Raw genomic sequence first — 17,158 nt, 5'->3', positions numbered from 1 at the left:
AAACGCAGTACCCAACGCGAAAACCGATCTCAGCCCTTGAGTTCGACCGCGGACTTCGAGCCGGTCTTGAGGCCCTTCATGCAGGCATCGCCCTCAACGCCGTCGCCGACGCAGGCGGGCGCGTCATTGATCAGCAGGCTTTTCACCGCCTCGCAATTCGTGCCGGGAAGATCGAATTGCCGGACCTTGGTCTTGCCTGCGGGCAGATCGCGGAAGTCGAGCACCGCCATGCGCTCGACCAGTCCCTTCTGGTCGAAGATCACGAACTCGAAGGAAACTTTGCTCAACGACTGAGCGAATTCGTTTCCGGCGACGAATGTCAGCTTGCAGCCCTTCTGCGACGGCGCGACCTCGTTGAGCTCGATGTTGAGCGCGCCGGCGGGCGCAGCGTCCTGAGCGCCGACACCGCTTGCTGCAAGCGCAAATGCGAAGGCCACGGGAACAACCATGCGGGAAAGGTGCATCATTCTAATACCACTCACGATCGGCGCTCCGAAGCTCGAAGCGTTGAAGTCGTCGCCATCTATCCACAAGCGCGGAGCATCTTAAGTTGAGTGTGGCGATCCGGTATTGCGTCCATAAAGAAATATGAGTAATGAAGTCAAGATAGCAAACGAATTGCACGGCAGGAAATGCGGGAAAAACACCGCCTCCCGCCATCTAGAGACGACCGAACAGTGGCAGCCGACGACACCAATCATGCGCGACTTTCGCAACCTGCGGCCTTAGCGCAGCGTGTCCAGCGGATCGTCGAGAGCCGCGACCTGTTTCGCGGCGAAAGCGAGATCCTCATTTCCCACGACGGGGCGATCTACCGCATGAAGATCACCCGCCAAGGCAAACTGATCCTGAACAAATAGGCAAATGACAATGACCGAGAGCCTCCGCCCCACCCCGTCCGCAATCCGTGTCTACCGCGCTGAAAACCCGAAAATGCGCGAGCGCGACATCGCGGCTCAGCTCGGCGTTTCGGAAGCAGCCCTCGTGGCGGCAGAATGTGGTTTGACCGCGGTGCGTATCGACGCGGATGCCAACCGCTTCCTGCTGCGCGCCGAGGAGCTGGGTGAGGTCATGGCGCTGACCCGCAATGAGAGCGCCGTTCACGAAAAGATCGGCGTCTACGAAAAGATCACGACCGGCGAGATGGCCAGCATCGTGCTCGGCGAGCAGATCGACCTTCGCGTCTTCCCGAGCGCCTGGGCGCATGCCTTTGCCGTGACCAAGACCGACGACAGCGGCGAAGCACGCAAGAGCCTGCAGTTCTTCGACAAATGGGGCAATGCCGTGCACAAGCTGCACCTGCGCCCGACGTCGAACGTCGCCGCCTACGACAAGATCGTCGAAGACTTCCGTCTCGACGACCAGTCGCAGACCTTTGTCGCGGACGCCAGCACACCGGCGGCCGACGACAAGCAGGAGAGCGTCGTCGACGTCACCGAGTTGCGTGACCGCTGGACCAAGATGACCGACACGCACCAGTTCCACGGCCTGTTACGCAAGCTGAAGATCGGCCGCCGCCAGGCGCTGCAGCATGTCGGCGACGACTTCGCCTGGCGCCTCGAGCCGTCGAGCGTCGAGACGATGATGCGCGCCAGCGCCGAAATCGAACTGCCGATCATGTGCTTCGTCGGCAACCGCGGCATGATCCAGATCCATTCCGGCCCGATCGCCAAGATCGCTCCGATGGGCCCTTGGCTCAACGTCATGGACCCGACCTTCCATCTTCACCTGCGCACTGATCACATTGCCGAGCTTTGGGCCGTGCGCAAGCCGACTGCCGATGGTCACGTCACCTCGATCGAGGCGCTCGATGCCAAGGGCGAGATGATCATCCAGTTCTTCGGCAAGCGTAAGGAAGGTTTTGCCGAACGTCCCGAATGGCGCGATATCGCCGAGGGCCTGGCGCGCCTCAACACCACCGTCGCAGCTTGAGGACAGTGTGATGATCAACGGTCTCGACTTCCGCCGCCTTCGCCGCTGGGAGCTGGCCCTGGCCGCATTTGCGGTTTCGGCTCCTTTCCTGCTGCCCGCCCTAGCGCCGGGGGCGCCGTCGTTCATCCGTCCGGCCATGGCGCAGAGCATAGAGCAGCCGGACTCGCGCGTCGTTTCGGTCGGCGGCGCGATTACCGAGATCATCTACGCACTCGGCGAGGAAGGCCGGCTGGTCGGCCGCGACTCGACGAGCACCTATCCGGAAGCCGCAACCAAGCTGCCGGATGTCGGCTACATGCGCCAGCTCGCTCCGGAAGGCATCATCGCGGTCAATCCGAGCGCCATCGTCGCCGTCGAAGGCAGCGGCCCACCGGAGGCGCTTGCCGTCCTGAAGGATGCCAACATCGCCTTTACCAGCGTGCCGGAAACCTTCGACAAGGACAGCATTCCGGCCAAGATCCGCTCGGTCGGCGCCTTCCTCAATGTGCCCGACAAGGCCGAAGCGCTGGCAAAGTCGGTGGAAGCCGACCTTGCCGCGGCCATCGCCGATGGCGCCAAGCGTCCGGAAAGCGAACGCAAACGCGTTCTTTTCGTGCTCAGCACCCAGGGCGGCAAGATCATGGCTTCGGGCACCGGCACCGCCGCCAACGGCATCATCGAGCTTTCCGGCGCGATCAACGCCGCCGGAAAGTTTCCGGGCTACAAGGCTCTGACCGACGAGGCGATCATCGAAGCCAAGCCCGACGTCATCCTGATGATGGATCGCGGCGGCGAGCACAGCGCCAAGGCGGACGAACTTTTCGCCCTGCCGTCGCTGAGCCTGACGCCTGCCGCCAAGACCAAGGCACTGATCCGCATGGACGGCCTGCACCTGCTCGGCTTCGGCCCGCGCACGGCAAGCGCCATCCGCGAACTCAATGCGGCAATCTACGGAAAGAAGGCCAATGCCTCGCAGTGAGGCCTTGGACCGGGGCATGCGCCTGACGGCCCTCGCCGCCGATATCCGGGCCGAATGGCGGTCCGGTAATCGTGCGCGGCTGGCGCGCGTCGTCATTGCGCTGCTCGTCGTTTTTGCGGCAGCCACCTTCGTCGGTTCGATCATGACGGGTGCAGCCGATGCTTCGCTGTCCAACGTCGTGCGCTGGCTCCTGGGCGCTAACGACGCCGACCAGGTCCTGAGCGTTCGTGATCGCATCATCATTCTCGACATCCGGCTGCCACGCGCCGTGCTCGGAATGCTCGTTGGCGCATCGCTTGCCGTCTCCGGCGTCGTCATGCAGGGGCTGTTCCGCAATCCGCTGGCCGATCCCGGCCTTGTCGGCGTTTCCTCCGGCGCAAGCCTCGGCGCCGTTCTGCTGATCGTGCTTGGCTCTGCGGTGTTCGGACCGCTGTTTGCGCTCTTCGGATTTTATGCCTTGCCGGTTGCGGCCTTCATCGGCGGCCTCATCACCACGCTTCTGCTCTACCGGATCGCCACGCGCGGCGGCCAGACGTCGGTTGCGACGCTGCTTCTCGCGGGCATTGCGCTCGGTGCACTGACCGGCGCATTCACCGGTGTGCTGATCTTCATGGCCGACGACAAGCAGCTGCGCGACGTCACCTTCTGGGGCCTCGGCTCGCTTGCCGGCGCCAATTGGACGAAGATCGCCGCGGCAGCACCGATCATCCTTCTGTCGCTCGCCGTCACGCCCTTCCTGTCACGCGGTCTCAACGCCATCACGCTCGGCGAAGCGGCGGCGTTCCACATGGGCATTCCGGTGCAGCGCATGAAGAACATCGCCATCGTCAGCGTCGCCGCGGCAACCGGCGCGTCGGTTGCCGTCAGCGGCGGCATCGGTTTCGTCGGCATCGTCGTGCCGCATTTGCTGCGCCTCGTCATCGGCCCGGATCACCGCTACCTCGTGCCGGCCTCGGCGCTGCTCGGTGGAACCTTGCTGATCCTGGCCGATATGATCGCCCGCACCATTGCCTCGCCGGCAGAGCTGCCGATCGGCATCGTCACCGCCTTCATCGGTGCGCCGTTCTTCCTCTGGATCCTGCTGCGCGGCCGCACGAACATGGGACTGTGAGACGAGACCATGATCAAGGTATCCAACCTCTCCGTCCGGCTTGGCGGGCGTCAGGTCATCCATGGCATCTCGCTTGAGGCAGCGCCGGGCGCGCTGACCGCGATCGTCGGGCCGAACGGCTGCGGCAAGACCACGACGTTGAAGGCGATTTCCGGCGAGCTGACTCCAGAAGGCGGTTCGGTCAGCATCAACGGCCGCAATCTCATGGGCCTGAAACCCTGGGAGCTCGCGCTGAAACGCGGGGTGCTGCCGCAATCGACGGTGATTTCGTTTCCCTTCACGGTGCGCGAAGTGGTGCGGCTCGGCCTGACCGCAGGCGCGACATCAGATGCCAAGGCCGATGACCGAGTTGCCGCCGATGCGCTCGAGGCCGTCGATCTCGGCGGCTTTGCCGGGCGTTTCTATCAGGAGCTTTCGGGCGGGGAACAGCAGCGCGTCCAACTTGCTCGCGTCCTCTGCCAGATTTCCGACCCGGTCGCCGATGGCGAACCACGTTACCTGCTACTCGACGAGCCAGTCTCAAGCCTCGATATCCGCCATCAGCTGACGATCATGCAGCTTGCGCGCCGATTCTGCGAGCGGGGCGGCGGCGTCATCGCCGTCATGCATGACCTCAACCTGACGGCGATGTTTGCCGACCGGATGATCATGATGAAAGCCGGCAAGATCCGAGCAAGCGGCGCTCCGCGCGATGTGCTCACCGACGAGACGATGGAAGCGGTGTTCGGCTGCCGTATGCAGGTCAGCGCCATGCCGGCCGCCGGTGTGCCTTTCGTGTTGCCGCAGACGGCGACGCTCTAGCGGCGACGGCGGCAAATCGCGCCAACTTCAAGATTTATCGAAACAATTTGCGCACTCATGCGTTGTTCTCCCTGAAGTGCCGGCCGTGGCGATGAGCTTGCCATGCCGGTTCGAACAGATCACGCCGGTCGCCCTTGGCCGGCGTTGCAGCGAAAGGGAGACCAATCATGGCTTCAGGCCTCTTCTCAGGTTCCAGTTCACGGTCGAGCAAGCGCAACGGCGCGCTCAAGGACCATTCGATCGAAGACCAGCTCAGCGAACTGCGCAGCGACATGGCGGCGCTCGTCGCCTTGCTTGCCGACCGCAGTGCCGACGCGTCGAAACAGGCACGCAGCAAGGCACAAGATGCGCGCGACCAGGCGGAAGCGGGCCTTCAGGACCTGCTCGCAAGTGGCGAGGAACTGCTAGGCGACCTGCGCGACCGTTACGCAGGTACCGAAAAGCAGCTTCGCAACGCGGTGCGCGAACACCCATTCGCAACGCTTGGCACGGCGGTTCTCATCGGCCTGATCGCCGCCGCACTGCTGCGGCGCTAGCGCACTTCCAGAAAAAGTGCGTAGCGCTTTTCCGTCAGGAGATGCGTAAAAACAAAGAAACAGAGCGTTTCGGCGACGTCGTTCAAAGCGGAAACGCTCTAGATGAAGTGCAGATCTTGGAACGGGGTGGGAACGCCAGATGCGTCCCACCCGTTTTGACGTGTTACCAGGAGTAAAAGCGCATGGGACCACTCGGGGCTGCCCTGTCCGCCTTGCTGGCCGCCGACATCGGCGCCACCGCATCACGTTTCAAACGAAACGCAGCCTTGTGCGCCGTCGTCGCCGTGCTGCTTGTCACCGCCTACATCTTCGCACTGATCGCCATCGCGCTTTATCTCAGCGCCGCCTATTCGCCGGTCGTCGCAGCCGCGTCGATAGCCGCAGCCCTCATCCTGACAGCCCTGGTGCTGATCATCGTGATGATCGCCCTGCAAGGGCGGGATAGGCGGCTCGCCGAAGAGCGGCGTCGGCGGTCGATGATGCAAACCAATCTGACGATGCTGGCCGCGGCCAGCATTCTGCGCAAACAGCCGCTGCTCGCGGTCGGTACTGCGCTGGCCATCGGCGCCTTGCTCGGCACAGGCAGGAAACGCAGGCCGCGCCGAGAACCTTAAACGAGAAACCCTAAAGCGGCAGGCGGATCAGGGCGGTCACCCCGGCCGCCATGTATTCGACCTTCACCGAACTGCCGAGAACCTTGTCGAGGCTGCGCTCGATCAGGATGGAGCCGAAGCCGCGACGCTTCGGTTCGCGCACCGGCGGCCCGCCAACCTCAGTCCAGGTCAGATGCAACACCGCCTCGCCTTCCTCGACGACGTTGCGTGCCGTCAGCACCACCTTGCCGTTCAGTACCGACAACGAGCCGTATTTCACGGCATTGGTCGCAAGTTCGTGCAGCACGAGCCCCAGGCCGACGGCCTGGTCGGGGCCGAGCAGCACTTCGTCCTTGTGCAGTTCGATCTGGTCCGCATAGACGCTGACATGCGGCATCAGTTGCTTGGAGATCAGGTCCGCAAGCCGGATCGTGCCCCACTCGTGGTCGGAAAGCAGACCATGCGCCTCCGAGATTGCCTGAAGTCTTCCGGCAAAAGCGGTCATGAATTCGGCGGGATCGCTGGTCTGGCGCAGGGTCTGGCGGGCGAGAGACTGCAGCATCGCCAACGTATTCTTGACCCGGTGATTGAGCTCCTTGAGCAACAGCCGCGTCCGCTGAACCGATGCCTGCTGATCGGTGACGTCGATGGTGACACCGATGAAGGTCAGCGGATTTCCTTTGCTGTCCCGATCATGCACTCGCCCGCGACCGAGCAGCCAGCGGCCGGTGTCGCCGACCCGGAACATGCCGTCATACTCCTCATCCGCCTTCATTGCCTGGCGTAGCTTGGCAAAGGTTGCGCCACGGTCGTCGGAATGAATGGCGCCGAACACTTCCCTGGCGCCGAACGGCCGGCCCGCGGGCAATCCGAACATGCGCATCATGGCGCTGTTGCCGGCGATCATGCCGGAGCGGACGTCCCAGAGCCAGCTGCCGATATTGGCCGCTTCCAGCGCCATCGCGTGGCGCTGCTCCTCGCGAGAAAGCGCCGCCTCCTTGATCGCACGGCGGCGGGCCTCGTCCTTCAACTTGAAAAGCGTGGCGGCCAGATCGGCCAGCCGGCGCAATTGTTCCATCAGATACGGCGCGATCCCCGTGCGCGGCACGACATCCAGCACGCACACCGTGCCGATCGGCTGGCCATCGAGAACGATCGACGCGCCGGCGTAAAAGCGCAGGAATGGCGCACCGGCGGCCCGCGGCCGATTGCGAAAGCGCAGATCGGCGGAGGCGTCGAGAACGACAAGGCCGACGCTGTCAGCGTCGGCTGCGGCGTGTATGCAGAACGAATTTTCCGACGACGCCCGCGTCTCCGTTGTGCCAACGGCAGCCTTGAACCATTGCCACTCGCGATCGAGAAGGCTCACGAGCGCGATCGGCGCGTCGAAAAGGCCTGCGGCGATTTCGGCAATGCCGTCGAAGTCCGCGTCGGGCACCGCCATGTCGGGCACCGTCGCGTGCAGCACACTCAGGCGCTCAGGGGCGTCGAGCAACGACGTGGCCGGCGGGGCGGTTTTTTCTTCTCTTTTTTCGCGCATCCCGCCTCAACTCCAATCTGCCGCATCCTTCAGCCCGCGCCGATTGCCATTTGCGCACGGCGCTTGTCTGCGGAGGCGTTCAGGCCGCCAGTGAAAGCAGGGCTGCTCTCGATTTGCAACGCCCTGGCGGCCAAAAACGCTTTCGGATCAGGAAACGAATGCCCGTGACGTAATGGGGGCGGACGTCTCGTCCGGACCGTAGTCGTTCTCGCCCTGCACCTGGAGGATATCCTGAAGGCGCTGGCGGGCACGGTTCACGCGGCTCTTGATCGTACCGAGGGCGCAGCCGCAGATCGTCGCCGCCTCCTCATAGGAAAAGCCCGACGCACCGACGAGAATGATCGCCTCGCGCTGATCCGGCGGCAGCATCTCCAGCGCCCGCCGAAAATCCTGCAGATCGAGCGAACCATATTGCTCCGGATGGTGGGCAAGCGATTCGGTGAAATGGCCGTCGCTGTCCTGTACCTCCCGTCCGCGCTTGCGCATCTGGCTGTAAAGCTCGTTGCGCAGGATCGTGAACAGCCAAGCCTTCATGTTGGTGCCCATCTGGAAATGGTCCTGCTTGGCCCAGGCTTTCATGATCGTGTCCTGGACAAGATCGTCGGCCCGGTCATGGCGACCGATGAGGGACATGGCAAAGGCGCGAAGGCTCGGCAGAGCGGCGAGCATCTCTCGCTTGAAATCATTCTTTTCCGACGACATTCCGGCGTTCACTCCCTACCCTGCAGAACCGCCTGCTGCTCGGCTGCGTCGAGTTTCTCCAGAAGATCGAGAAAACGTGAGGGGATCGCTTCTTCCTGGACGGACTGGTAGAGCGCCTTCAGCTTGGCCGCGATCTGCGCGTTCGGGTCTTCGGTCCATGAGGTCGTACCGGAAGTGCGCCCCGCCCCTGTTTTATATTTCATTGTCAATCTGTCGCCTTGTGGTGTTCATTACCGCCTTAACGCGTCTGAAAAATGAAATGTTCCCTCCCGGAACTTTTTTTTGCGTGAAACGTTTTGGGGGCGTCACTGCAAGAAATATACTCGAGGGAGTTCCCAATGACATTGTCCACACGGATCGCGCCGCTGCTGCCTTATCTGCGCCGCTACTCGCGCGCATTGACTGGCTCGCAGACATCCGGCGACGCCTATGTGGCCGCCGTACTTGAGGCCCTGATTGCCGACACCTCCATTTTCCCGGAGGCCAGCAATGACCGAGTCTCGCTGTTCCGCCTCTATACGTCGCTCTTCGGCTCCTCTTCAGTGCTGGTTCCCGAACCAGTTTCGCCCTTTGCCTGGGAGCAGCGCGCCTCGGTCAACCTGGCAAGCGTGTCTCCGCTTGCCCGCCAAGCTTTCCTTCTCGTCTCGGTCGAAGGTTTCCGGCCCGAGGAAGCCAGCGAAATCCTTGACGTCAGCGACGACAAGGTCGGCGCCCTTCTCGACCGCGCCTCGCAGGAAATCTCGCGACAGGTCGCAACCGATATCATGATCATCGAGGACGAACCGCTGATTGCCATCGATATCGAAAACATGGTCGAGAGCCTCGGCCATCGGGTGACAGGCATCGCCCGCACCCGCGATGAGGCGATCGCCCTCTACAAGAAGACCCGGCCGAGCATGGTGCTTGCAGATATCCAGCTTGCCGACGGCAGCTCCGGCATCGACGCGGTCAACGACATTCTGAAGACCAGCGCCATCCCGGTGATCTTCATCACCGCATTCCCCGAGAGGTTGCTGACCGGCGAACGTCCTGAGCCGACCTTCCTGGTCACCAAGCCCTTCAACCCTGACATGGTCAAGGCGCTGATCAGCCAGGCACTGTTCTTCAACGAGTCGACGAAGGCCGCAGCCTGATCATCGACACAGCCTATATCGCCGGTGGCTTCGGTCGCCGGCTTTCGTTTGTCCGCTTGCCGCCGTCTTCCGGCGCCCGCCTGTCGTCACGGTTGTCTCAACCTTCAGATCCATTGATGGAAAGTGCTCGAAACAAAAACAGCCAGTGCCGAGGGAAGGCACTGGCTGACATTGTTCAACTCACAGGGGGAGTGTGAGTTGCAGACCGGCGGATTACCTCCGGCGCCACATTGGGGGCGATGCGCGCCACCGTCCGGTCTTCAATAAAATGCGTGACGCAGGCAAAGGTTCCCGACAGCGTGCGTTGCGTTCAATTTTTTATTGGAGTGCGTCGAGCTCGTCCCGATGACGATAAAGTGCAAGGAAGCGGCGGTAGTCACGGTCGTAGATTTCGCGCATGGCGGCGTTCGGCAACTGCTCTCGCCCGCCGGACGCCATGGCCGCGCCGGCCGCACCGAGATCGAGGTGAACCCGACCGGCAACCGCTGCCGCCATCGCCGTGCCAAGCAGCACTGCGTCAGGCGCATCGGGCGCAACGACCCGGCACCCCGTGACATCGCAATAAAGCTCCATCAGAAGCGCATTGCGAACGTGGCCGCCGGTGACGTGAAGCGTGTCGAGTTCGTAGCCGACCTCACGCATCGTCTCGAGGATATGGCGGATACCGAGCGCGATCGCCACGCAGGTGCGCCAATAGAGCCGGCACAGCGCATCGAACGACGAATCGAGCGGCAGACCGCTGATGACGCCGAGCCCATGCGGATCGGCAAGCGGCGAACGATTGCCATGGAAATCCGGCAACACATGCAGCCGCTCGGCAAATTGCGCTCCGTGCAGGGCGCGCAGTTCCTGGACACGTGCAATGATCCGGCCGTGGGTCTCGGCCGTCGGCTCCAATCCGCCGCCATGGACCCGCACGATGTGATCGAGCAAGGCGCCGGTTGCCGATTGACCTCCCTCGATCAGCCAGGCCCCGGGCAGCACCGCTTCGAAATACGGCCCCCACATACCGAAGCCGGGCTTCATGTCCTTGGAGAAGGCGACGATGCAGCTGGAGGTTCCGGCGATCAGCGCGAGTTGCCGCTCGAGCTTTTCCGGTTTTCCGGCAAAGCCGCCGAGCACGCCGAGCGCGCCGGCATAGGCATCGATCAATCCCGGCGCCACCTGGCAACCGGTATCGAGGCCGAGCTCCGCGGCAGCCTTCGCCGACAGGCCGCCGACCGAGCTTCCGACCGGCAGCGTTTCTTCCGGCAATCCGCCCCGTGTCAGCAGATCCTCAAGGCCAATGCGCGCGAGATAGTCCGCCTGCCAGCCGCGCTGTTCATGAGCGAGATAATTCCATTTCGCGGTCAGCGTGCAGCGCGAGCGCGCCGCACTTCCCGTCGCCCGCCAGGAGAGATAGTCGGCAAGATCGAAGAAAAAGCCCGCCTTCTCCCACTGCGCCGGCAGGTTCCGCTTCAGCCACATCAGCTTCGGCATCTCCATCTCCGGCGACATGACGCGGCCGGAGAAGTCGAGAACCGGGTGTTCGGTGGCGGTGCAGAAATCGGCTTCCGCCAGCGCCCGATGATCGAGCCAGACGATCGTGTCCCAGCGCGCCTCGCCCTTTCGGTTGACGGAAAGCTGCGCACCGTCCTGGTCGCGAACCACGAGCGAACACGTTGCGTCGAAGCCGATGGCAGCGACGTCTTCCGGTGAGATGCCGGCCTTGTCTCTTGCGGCCTTCACCGAGCCGCAGACAGCCCTCCAGATATCTTCCGAATCGTGTTCGGCATGATTTTCCTCCGGCCGGTTCATGGCGATCGGCAGGTCGGCGCGCGCCAGCAGCCTGCCATTCCGATCGAAGATACCGGCGCGGGCACTGCCGGTACCGACATCGACCGCAACGACGAATTCACGCATCAATGGAGGTCCCCGTGCCTGTTATTGGCGGACAAACTGTAACAATTCGCCCATGTCGTCAAACAGCACATCGGGGCCGAGCTCGGCCAGTGTCTGTCGATGACGGTCGCTACGCGCATGTCCGCCTCCGGCGAAAGCAAAAGCCCGCATGCCGGCGGCATGCGCCGCCTCGATGCCGGCCGGACTGTCTTCGACGACGATACAGTCCTTGGGCGCGTAGCCCATCTCCCGGCTCGCCAGCAGAAACAGGTCGGGTGCCGGCTTGCCATGTTTGACCATCGTTGCAGAGAAGATATTCGGCTCGAAAAGATCGATCAGGCCGGTGACCGTCAAAGACAGGCGGATGCGTTCCAGCTGGCTGGACGAGGCGACGCAACGGGCGACACCAAGCCCTTCGACCGCCCGGCGGATGCCGGCAATCGGCTGCAGCTCGGTGCGGAAGCGCTGGTAGAGCCGCGTGCGCATATCTTCGAGAAAGGCGTCGTCAGTCGCCAGGCCATATTCGTCGTGAAGAATGGCAGACATGCTTTTCAGGCTGCGGCCGAGGAAGCGTTCGGTCGCCTCCTCCGTGGTCATCGACACGCCGGCTGCAGCCAGCACGTCCACCAGCACTTCCAGCGAGATCGGTTCGCTGTCGACCAGCACGCCGTCGCAATCGAAGATCACCAGCCTGGACGCGCCGTCCGCCATCACACCCTACCCCTTACGCGCCGCGCGTCTTTTAAGACGCGCCAAGGTCGCTGTAACACTTTGAATTGCTGCATAATTTCGTCCTTAAATCGACTTCGCTCTAAGGAATTATGCAGTAAGCTTGCCGTCCAGATAAAGCTGGAGCGTAGCGCGCGTACCCTTTTCCCAAAGGGTTTTCAATGCGTGGCTGAAACGCCGGCGGAAGAGATCGGACTGCACGACATCGCCGAAGATATCGGTAAGCGCCAGAAAGGCCATCGGGTCGTCCTTGGCGGCGAGCGCCGCCTTGTTCAGCCGATCGGCGTTGTGGTCGTTGAAGGCGATCTGCCTGCCGCCGTCGGTGGTGCCGGCGAAGTAGCGGCACCAGAGCGCCGAGACCAGCGCCAGGCCGATTACGTCTTCGCCGCGCGCCAGGCGGTCGGCTGTCGAGGGCAGGATGAATTTCGGCTGCCGGTTGGAGCCGTCCTGCGCCAGCCGCGGGATCGTATCGCCGATCTTGGGGTTGGAAAAACGCGTCTCGATCAGCTTGTAATAATCGCCGAGATCGGTGTCCGGCACCGGCGGAATGACGGGAATGATCTCGTCATGTTCAAGTTTGGCGAGGAAGGCACGGATCAGCGGCTCCTCCATCGCCTCGTGGACGAAATGGATGTCGAGCAAGGCGGCGGGATAGGCGATCGCCGCATGGCCGCCATTGAGGATACGGATCTTCATGTGCTCGTAGGGCGCGACATCGGGCACGAACTGCACGCCGACCTTCTCGAGCGCCGGGCGTCCTTGCGGAAAATGATCCTCCAGCACCCATTGTTTGAATTCTTCGCAGAACACCGGCCAGGCGTCCTCGATCTCGTAGTCCGCAGCCACGATGCCGATTTCGCGTGCGCCTGTGGCCGGCGTTATGCGATCCACCATGCCGTTGGGGAAGGCGACATTGGCATCGATCCAGTCGGCGAAATCAGGGTCGAAGAGCCGCGCAAGGCCGGACACTGCCGCGTGCGTCACCTCGCCATTGCCCGGAATGTTGTCGCAGGACATCACGGTGAACGGCGGGACCTGGCTGTCGCGACGCGCCTTCAGCCCGGCGACGATCAGGCCGAAAACCGTCTTCGGCGAAGCCGGATCTTGGGCGTCGTCGACGATGGCTGGGTGGGTCGGATTGAAGACGCCGGAGGCCGGGTCGATGAAATAGCCACCCTCGGTGATCGTCAGCGAAACGATGCGGATCGCCGGGTCGGCCAGCTTCGCGACGATGCCAGCGACATCCCCGGGCTTCAGGTAATCGATCATCGCGCCGGTCACATGCGCACCGGTGCGGTTGTTGTCCTGCTCGACCACCGTCGTCAGGAAATCCTGTGCCTCAAGCTTTGCCCGCATCTGTTCGTCGGAGGGCAGAACACCTGCGCCGATGATCGCCCAGTCGTGGTCGTGTCCGGAGTTGAAGAGATCGTCGAGATAGACGGCCTGATGGGCGCGGTGAAAATTGCCGACACCGAAATGCACGATACCGGCTTTGAGCCCGGCGCGGTGGTAGCTCGGCACGCCGGCCCTGGCCTTCACTGCGTCGAGCGCCGCAAGAGAGAGTTTGGTCGTCATGGTCCCGTTTCCTTATCGAGGCACCGTCCGAAGACTGGCCTCAGCTCATCCAGTTGCCGCCATCGACGTTGTAGGTCTGCGAAACGACGTAATCGCTCTCGGCCGAGGCGAGGAAGATCGCCATGCCTGTGAGATCCTCGGCCGTTCCCATGCGCCCATAGGGCACTTCCGCACCTGCGAGCTTTTTCTTCTCGCCGCGCGGACGGTTCTCGTATTTGGCAAACAGTGCATCGACGCCGTCCCAGTGCTCGCCGTCGACCACGCCAGGCGCGATGGCGTTGACGTTGATGCGGTGCTTGATCAGGTTCAGCCCGGCCGACTGGGTCAGGCTGATGACTGCCGCCTTGGTGGCGCAATAGACGGCGACCAGCGCCTCGCCGCGTCGGCCTGCCTGACTTGCCATATTGATGATCTTGCCGCCCCGGCCCTGCGCGATCATCTGCCTGGCCGCAGCCTGCATCGTGAACAGCGTTCCCGAAACATTGATTGCAAACAGCCGGTCATAGCTTTCGCGGGTGATATCGACGATCGGTGCGAGATCGAACAGCGCCGCATTGTTGACGAGAATATCAAGCCCCCCAGCCTCGGCGACGACCGATGCGATCGCCGCATCGATCGAGCCTTGCTGCGTCACGTCCATCTCGACGGCATAGGCGCTCGGGCCGATTTCCGATGCGGTCTCACGCGCCCGCGTCACATTGATGTCGGCAATTGCCACCCTGGCGCCTTCACGCACATAGGCTTCGGCGAAGGCGCGACCGATACCCCGCGCGGATCCGGTGATCAGCGCGCTTTTCCCTTGAAGACGTTTCATCGAATTGCCAGTCCCTTGTCGTCAAACCGGTGCACACGCTGGGCGTCGGGCGTCAGGAACACCCGGTCGCCATGGGTGACGGCGAAATCGCCGCTGACGCGCGCCGTCATCGTTCCAATGTCATCGACGTTGACATGCAGGAAGGTGTCGGAGCCGAGGTGCTCGGCAACGCCGACCGTGCCGCTCCAGGTGCCGCTTTCCTTCGACAGCACCAGATGCTCCGGCCGGATGCCCATCGTGTGTGCTTTGTAGGGGGTGGCGGACGAGCCTGAAACGAAGTTCATGCGTGGCGAACCAATGAAGCCTGCGACGAAGAGATTGTCCGGCTTGTGATAAAGGTCGAGCGGCGAGCCGACCTGCTCGATGCGCCCTCGGTTCAGCACCACGATCTTGTCGGCCATGGTCATGGCCTCCACCTGGTCGTGGGTGACGTAGACCATCGTCGTCTTCAGATCCTGATGCAGCTGGCTGATTTCCAGCCGCATGTTGACACGCAGGGCCGCGTCGAGATTCGACAACGGCTCGTCGAACAGGAACGCCTTCGGCTGGCGAACGATCGCGCGGCCGATGGCGACGCGCTGACGCTGGCCGCCGGAAAGCTGCCGCGGCTTGCGATCGAGATAGTCGGTAAGATTGAGCACGCGCGCGGCATCGGCCACCTTCTTGTCGATGACCGCCTTGTCCTCGTTCGCCATCTTCAACGGGAAGCCGATGTTCGAACGCACGCTCATATGCGGATAGAGCGCATAGGACTGGAACACCATCGACAGGCCGCGTTGCGCCGGCGGCAGTTCGGTGGCGTTCTTGCCGTCGATGACGATCTCACCATCGCTGACATCCTCAAGCCCGGCGATCAGTCGCAGCAGCGTCGATTTTCCGCAGCCCGACGGGCCGACGAAGACGACGAACTCGCCATCGTTGATGTTGAGGTCGATCGACGGGATGACGGCATGGGCGCCGAAGACCTTCGAGACGTTTCTAAGTGTAATGTTTCCCATTGTCGTATCCCTTATTTGACCGCGCCGAAGGTGAGGCCGCGCACGAGCTGTTTCTGCGAGAACCAGCCGAGTATGAGGATGGGGGCGATGGCCATGGTCGAGGCCGCCGAAAGCTTGGCGTAGAACAGGCCCTCGGGGCTCGAATAAGAGGCGATGAAGGCGGTCAGCGGCGCTGCCTTCGCGGCGCTGAGGTTCAGTGTCCAGAACGCCTCGTTCCAGGCAAGGATGATGTTGAGCAGCAGCGTCGAGGCGATGCCGGGGATCGCCATCGGCGTCAGCACGTAGATGATCTCCTTGGTCAGCGACGCGCCGTCCATGCGTGCCGCCTCCAGGATCTCGCCAGGGATCTCCTTGAAGTAGGTGTAGAGCATCCAGATGATGATCGGCAGGTTGATCAGCGTCAGCACGATCACCAGCCCGGTGCGGGTATCGAGCAGCCCGGTGTTGCGGAACAACAGGTACATCGGCACCAGCACGCCGACCGACGGCATCATCTTGGTGGAGAGCATCCACATCAGCACGTCCTTGGTGCGCTTGGTCGGTGAGAACGCCATAGCCCAGGCGGACGGAATGGCGATGATCAGACCGATCAGGGTCGAACCGAAGGAGACGACGACCGAGTTCATGAAGTGCAGGAAGTAGTTCGATCGGCTCTGCACCTCATGGTAGTTCTCTGTCGTCCAATCGAAGAAGAACAGGGACGGCGGCGAGGCGATCGCCTCGGCCTCGGTCTTGAAGCTCGTCAGGAACGTCCAGAGGATCGGAAAGAAGATCAGGATGCCGATCGTCCAGGCGACGACGGTGACCACGATCTTTCTTTGGGTGGAGACATTGCGTGCCATGGGTATCAAGCCTCCAGCGTCTTGCCGATCATGCGCATCAGGAAGAATGCGACGATGTTGGCGAGGATGACGGCGATGATGCCGCCGGCGGATGCACCGCCCACGTCGAACTGCAGCAAAGCCTGCGCATAGACGAGGAAGGTCAGGTTGGTGCTCTGCGTGCCCGGCCCGCCATTGGTCGTCACCAGGATTTCCGCAAAGACCGAGAGCAGGAAGATCGTCTGGATCAGGATGACCACGGTGATGGCCCGGGAAAGATGCGGCAGCACGAGATAGATGAAGCGGCTCCAGGCGCTGGCGCCATCCATCTGGGCTGCCTCCTTCTGTTCTTCGTCGAGCGATTGCAGCGCCGTCAAAAGGATCAGTGTCGCAAAGGGCAGCCACTGCCAGGCGACGATGAGGATCACCGACATCAAGGGCGCATTGGCGAGAAAGTCGAAAGGCTGCAGCCCGAAGAGCTTGGCCACCCAGGCGAACAGCCCGTTGACCGGGTTCATGAACATGTTCTTCCACACCAGCGCGGCAACCGTCGGCATGATCAGGAACGGCGCGATCACCAGGATGCGCACGATCCCCTGCCCGAACATCGGCTGGTCGAGAAGAAGCGCCAGCGCGATGCCGCCGACGACGGTGATGAACAGCACTCCGAGCACGATGGCGAGCGTGTTGAAGATCGCCTGGAAGAAGGCGGGATCGGTGAGGAAGTAGCTGTAGTTCGAAAAGCCCGCGAACTCTTCCATCCCCGGCATCAGCAGATTGTAGCGCAGGAACGAGAAGTAGATTGTCATGGCCAGCGGAACGATCATCCAGGCCAGAAGCAGAAGCACCGAGGGCGCGATCATCAGACGCGCGGCGGAGCGGGTGTGCAAGGTCGCCATGGCGTCCCCCCAAATGACGGAATTCAACGCTGTTTCGAGATCGGGTGGGCCGGCGCGTTTTTCCGCGCGGGCCCCTTGGCTGCCCCATGGGAATTACCGGGGCACCAGCCATTTGCGGCCGGCACCCCGGGCCCT

Annotated in this window: 19 protein-coding genes; 8 read left to right on the top strand and 11 right to left on the bottom strand. The window is 62.6% G+C overall.

All coding sequences use genetic code 11. The features are described from left to right. Window positions 1-29: 29 nt before the first annotated feature. A complete protein-coding gene (locus AC244_RS07185; RefSeq protein WP_414735889.1) occupies window positions 30-464 on the bottom strand; it encodes a hypothetical protein in 435 nt (144 codons plus the stop codon). 168 nt (window positions 465-632) lie between these two features. Here AC244_RS07185 and hemP point away from each other — a divergent pair, with 168 nt between their 5' ends. The 7 genes from hemP (at window position 633) to AC244_RS07150 (ending at window position 5,952) form a co-directional block, all read left to right on the top strand. Then, window positions 633-860: a hemin uptake protein HemP gene (gene hemP, locus AC244_RS38750; protein ID WP_053248090.1), complete on the top strand. Its 228-nt coding sequence runs from the start codon at window positions 633-635 to the stop codon at window positions 858-860. Window positions 861-870: 10 nt separating this feature from the next. After that, window positions 871-1,932, top strand: a complete 1,062-nt coding sequence (locus AC244_RS07175) for a hemin-degrading factor (RefSeq protein ID WP_053248089.1) — start codon at window positions 871-873, stop codon at window positions 1,930-1,932. A 10-nt stretch (window positions 1,933-1,942) separates the two neighbouring features. Next, window positions 1,943-2,890, top strand: a complete 948-nt coding sequence (locus tag AC244_RS07170; protein WP_053248088.1) for a heme/hemin ABC transporter substrate-binding protein — start codon at window positions 1,943-1,945, stop codon at window positions 2,888-2,890. Further along, on the top strand, window positions 2,877-4,001 hold the full coding sequence (locus AC244_RS07165; RefSeq protein ID WP_053248087.1) for a FecCD family ABC transporter permease: 1,125 nt from the start codon (window positions 2,877-2,879) through the stop codon (window positions 3,999-4,001). Before AC244_RS07170 ends, AC244_RS07165 begins: the two co-directional genes overlap by 14 nt. A gap of 9 nt (window positions 4,002-4,010) precedes the next feature. After that, window positions 4,011-4,802 carry a heme ABC transporter ATP-binding protein gene (locus tag AC244_RS07160; RefSeq protein ID WP_053248086.1) on the top strand — a complete coding sequence of 264 codons (792 nt, stop codon included), beginning with the start codon at window positions 4,011-4,013 and terminating at the stop codon, window positions 4,800-4,802. A gap of 167 nt (window positions 4,803-4,969) precedes the next feature. Further along, window positions 4,970-5,338 carry a DUF883 family protein gene (locus AC244_RS07155; RefSeq protein WP_053248085.1) on the top strand — a complete coding sequence of 123 codons (369 nt, stop codon included), beginning with the start codon at window positions 4,970-4,972 and terminating at the stop codon, window positions 5,336-5,338. Window positions 5,339-5,520: 182 nt separating this feature from the next. Then, window positions 5,521-5,952 carry a hypothetical protein gene (locus AC244_RS07150; RefSeq protein WP_053248084.1) on the top strand — a complete coding sequence of 144 codons (432 nt, stop codon included), beginning with the start codon at window positions 5,521-5,523 and terminating at the stop codon, window positions 5,950-5,952. A gap of 10 nt (window positions 5,953-5,962) precedes the next feature. On the opposite strand, the gene AC244_RS07145 is transcribed toward AC244_RS07150, so the two are convergent. From AC244_RS07145 to AC244_RS07135, 3 genes are all read right to left on the bottom strand, one after another. Beyond that, window positions 5,963-7,471: a sensor histidine kinase gene (locus tag AC244_RS07145; protein WP_053248083.1), complete on the bottom strand. Its 1,509-nt coding sequence runs from the start codon at window positions 7,469-7,471 to the stop codon at window positions 5,963-5,965. A gap of 147 nt (window positions 7,472-7,618) precedes the next feature. Then, complete coding sequence (locus AC244_RS07140) at window positions 7,619-8,173, bottom strand: RNA polymerase sigma factor (RefSeq protein ID WP_053248082.1); 555 nt, start codon at window positions 8,171-8,173, stop codon at window positions 7,619-7,621. A gap of 8 nt (window positions 8,174-8,181) precedes the next feature. After that, window positions 8,182-8,376, bottom strand: coding sequence for a NepR family anti-sigma factor (locus AC244_RS07135; protein WP_053248081.1), 195 nt, complete (start codon window positions 8,374-8,376; stop codon window positions 8,182-8,184). 135 nt (window positions 8,377-8,511) lie between these two features. On the opposite strand from AC244_RS07135, the gene AC244_RS07130 reads away from it, so the two are divergent. Next, complete coding sequence (locus AC244_RS07130; protein ID WP_053248080.1) at window positions 8,512-9,306, top strand: response regulator; 795 nt, start codon at window positions 8,512-8,514, stop codon at window positions 9,304-9,306. 318 nt (window positions 9,307-9,624) lie between these two features. Here the strand turns inward: AC244_RS07130 and AC244_RS07125 are convergent, their stop codons facing one another. The 7 genes from AC244_RS07125 to AC244_RS07095 all read right to left on the bottom strand — a co-directional run bounded on the left by AC244_RS07125 (window position 9,625) and on the right by AC244_RS07095 (window position 17,023). Next, window positions 9,625-11,208 (bottom strand): FGGY-family carbohydrate kinase, encoded by a 1,584-nt coding sequence (locus AC244_RS07125; RefSeq protein WP_053248079.1) that lies wholly within the window; start codon window positions 11,206-11,208, stop codon window positions 9,625-9,627. A 21-nt stretch (window positions 11,209-11,229) separates the two neighbouring features. Continuing rightward, window positions 11,230-11,898, bottom strand: a complete 669-nt coding sequence (locus tag AC244_RS07120; RefSeq protein ID WP_053248078.1) for an HAD family hydrolase — start codon at window positions 11,896-11,898, stop codon at window positions 11,230-11,232. A 108-nt stretch (window positions 11,899-12,006) separates the two neighbouring features. Next, complete coding sequence (locus tag AC244_RS07115) at window positions 12,007-13,491, bottom strand: mannitol dehydrogenase family protein (protein ID WP_053248077.1); 1,485 nt, start codon at window positions 13,489-13,491, stop codon at window positions 12,007-12,009. A 40-nt stretch (window positions 13,492-13,531) separates the two neighbouring features. Further along, window positions 13,532-14,305 (bottom strand): L-iditol 2-dehydrogenase, encoded by a 774-nt coding sequence (locus AC244_RS07110; protein WP_053248076.1) that lies wholly within the window; start codon window positions 14,303-14,305, stop codon window positions 13,532-13,534. Then, window positions 14,302-15,303, bottom strand: coding sequence for an ABC transporter ATP-binding protein (locus AC244_RS07105; protein ID WP_053248075.1), 1,002 nt, complete (start codon window positions 15,301-15,303; stop codon window positions 14,302-14,304). Before AC244_RS07105 ends, AC244_RS07110 begins: the two co-directional genes overlap by 4 nt. Window positions 15,304-15,314: 11 nt before the next feature. Next, the gene (locus AC244_RS07100; RefSeq protein WP_053248074.1) at window positions 15,315-16,145 is read right to left on the bottom strand and encodes a carbohydrate ABC transporter permease; all 831 of its coding nucleotides are present in this window, start codon (window positions 16,143-16,145) and stop codon (window positions 15,315-15,317) included. A 5-nt stretch (window positions 16,146-16,150) separates the two neighbouring features. Continuing rightward, on the bottom strand, window positions 16,151-17,023 hold the full coding sequence (locus tag AC244_RS07095) for a carbohydrate ABC transporter permease (protein WP_053248413.1): 873 nt from the start codon (window positions 17,021-17,023) through the stop codon (window positions 16,151-16,153). Between the last annotated feature and the right edge of the window lie 135 nt (window positions 17,024-17,158).

It is taken from the genome of Ensifer adhaerens (assembly GCF_001270265.1).
GTDB lineage: Bacteria > Pseudomonadota > Alphaproteobacteria > Rhizobiales > Rhizobiaceae > Ensifer > Ensifer adhaerens_B.
Note: the sequence above shows the minus strand (reverse complement) of the source record. Positions and strands in the feature narration are given on the sequence as shown.

Bases quoted from the DNA above. Each gene is read 5' to 3' on its own strand.
- AC244_RS07165 (WP_053248087.1), top strand. From the start codon at position 2,877: ATGCCTCGCAGTGAGGCCTTGGACCGGGGCATGCGCCTGACGGCCCTC.
- hemP (WP_053248090.1), top strand. From the start codon at position 633: ATGCGGGAAAAACACCGCCTCCCGCCATCTAGAGACGACCGAACAGTG.
- AC244_RS07105 (WP_053248075.1), bottom strand. From the start codon at position 15,303: ATGGGAAACATTACACTTAGAAACGTCTCGAAGGTCTTCGGCGCCCAT.
- AC244_RS07115 (WP_053248077.1), bottom strand. From the start codon at position 13,491: ATGACGACCAAACTCTCTCTTGCGGCGCTCGACGCAGTGAAGGCCAGG.
- AC244_RS07135 (WP_053248081.1), bottom strand. From the start codon at position 8,376: ATGAAATATAAAACAGGGGCGGGGCGCACTTCCGGTACGACCTCATGG.
- AC244_RS07100 (WP_053248074.1), bottom strand. From the start codon at position 16,145: ATGGCACGCAATGTCTCCACCCAAAGAAAGATCGTGGTCACCGTCGTC.
- AC244_RS07125 (WP_053248079.1), bottom strand. From the start codon at position 11,208: ATGCGTGAATTCGTCGTTGCGGTCGATGTCGGTACCGGCAGTGCCCGC.
- AC244_RS07155 (WP_053248085.1), top strand. From the start codon at position 4,970: ATGGCTTCAGGCCTCTTCTCAGGTTCCAGTTCACGGTCGAGCAAGCGC.
- AC244_RS07095 (WP_053248413.1), bottom strand. From the start codon at position 17,023: ATGGCGACCTTGCACACCCGCTCCGCCGCGCGTCTGATGATCGCGCCC.
- AC244_RS07130 (WP_053248080.1), top strand. From the start codon at position 8,512: ATGACATTGTCCACACGGATCGCGCCGCTGCTGCCTTATCTGCGCCGC.
- AC244_RS07150 (WP_053248084.1), top strand. From the start codon at position 5,521: ATGGGACCACTCGGGGCTGCCCTGTCCGCCTTGCTGGCCGCCGACATC.
- AC244_RS07120 (WP_053248078.1), bottom strand. From the start codon at position 11,898: ATGGCGGACGGCGCGTCCAGGCTGGTGATCTTCGATTGCGACGGCGTG.
- AC244_RS07110 (WP_053248076.1), bottom strand. From the start codon at position 14,305: ATGAAACGTCTTCAAGGGAAAAGCGCGCTGATCACCGGATCCGCGCGG.
- AC244_RS07160 (WP_053248086.1), top strand. From the start codon at position 4,011: ATGATCAAGGTATCCAACCTCTCCGTCCGGCTTGGCGGGCGTCAGGTC.
- AC244_RS07185 (WP_414735889.1), bottom strand. From the start codon at position 464: ATGCACCTTTCCCGCATGGTTGTTCCCGTGGCCTTCGCATTTGCGCTT.
- AC244_RS07140 (WP_053248082.1), bottom strand. From the start codon at position 8,173: ATGTCGTCGGAAAAGAATGATTTCAAGCGAGAGATGCTCGCCGCTCTG.
- AC244_RS07175 (WP_053248089.1), top strand. From the start codon at position 871: ATGACCGAGAGCCTCCGCCCCACCCCGTCCGCAATCCGTGTCTACCGC.
- AC244_RS07170 (WP_053248088.1), top strand. From the start codon at position 1,943: ATGATCAACGGTCTCGACTTCCGCCGCCTTCGCCGCTGGGAGCTGGCC.
- AC244_RS07145 (WP_053248083.1), bottom strand. From the start codon at position 7,471: ATGCGCGAAAAAAGAGAAGAAAAAACCGCCCCGCCGGCCACGTCGTTG.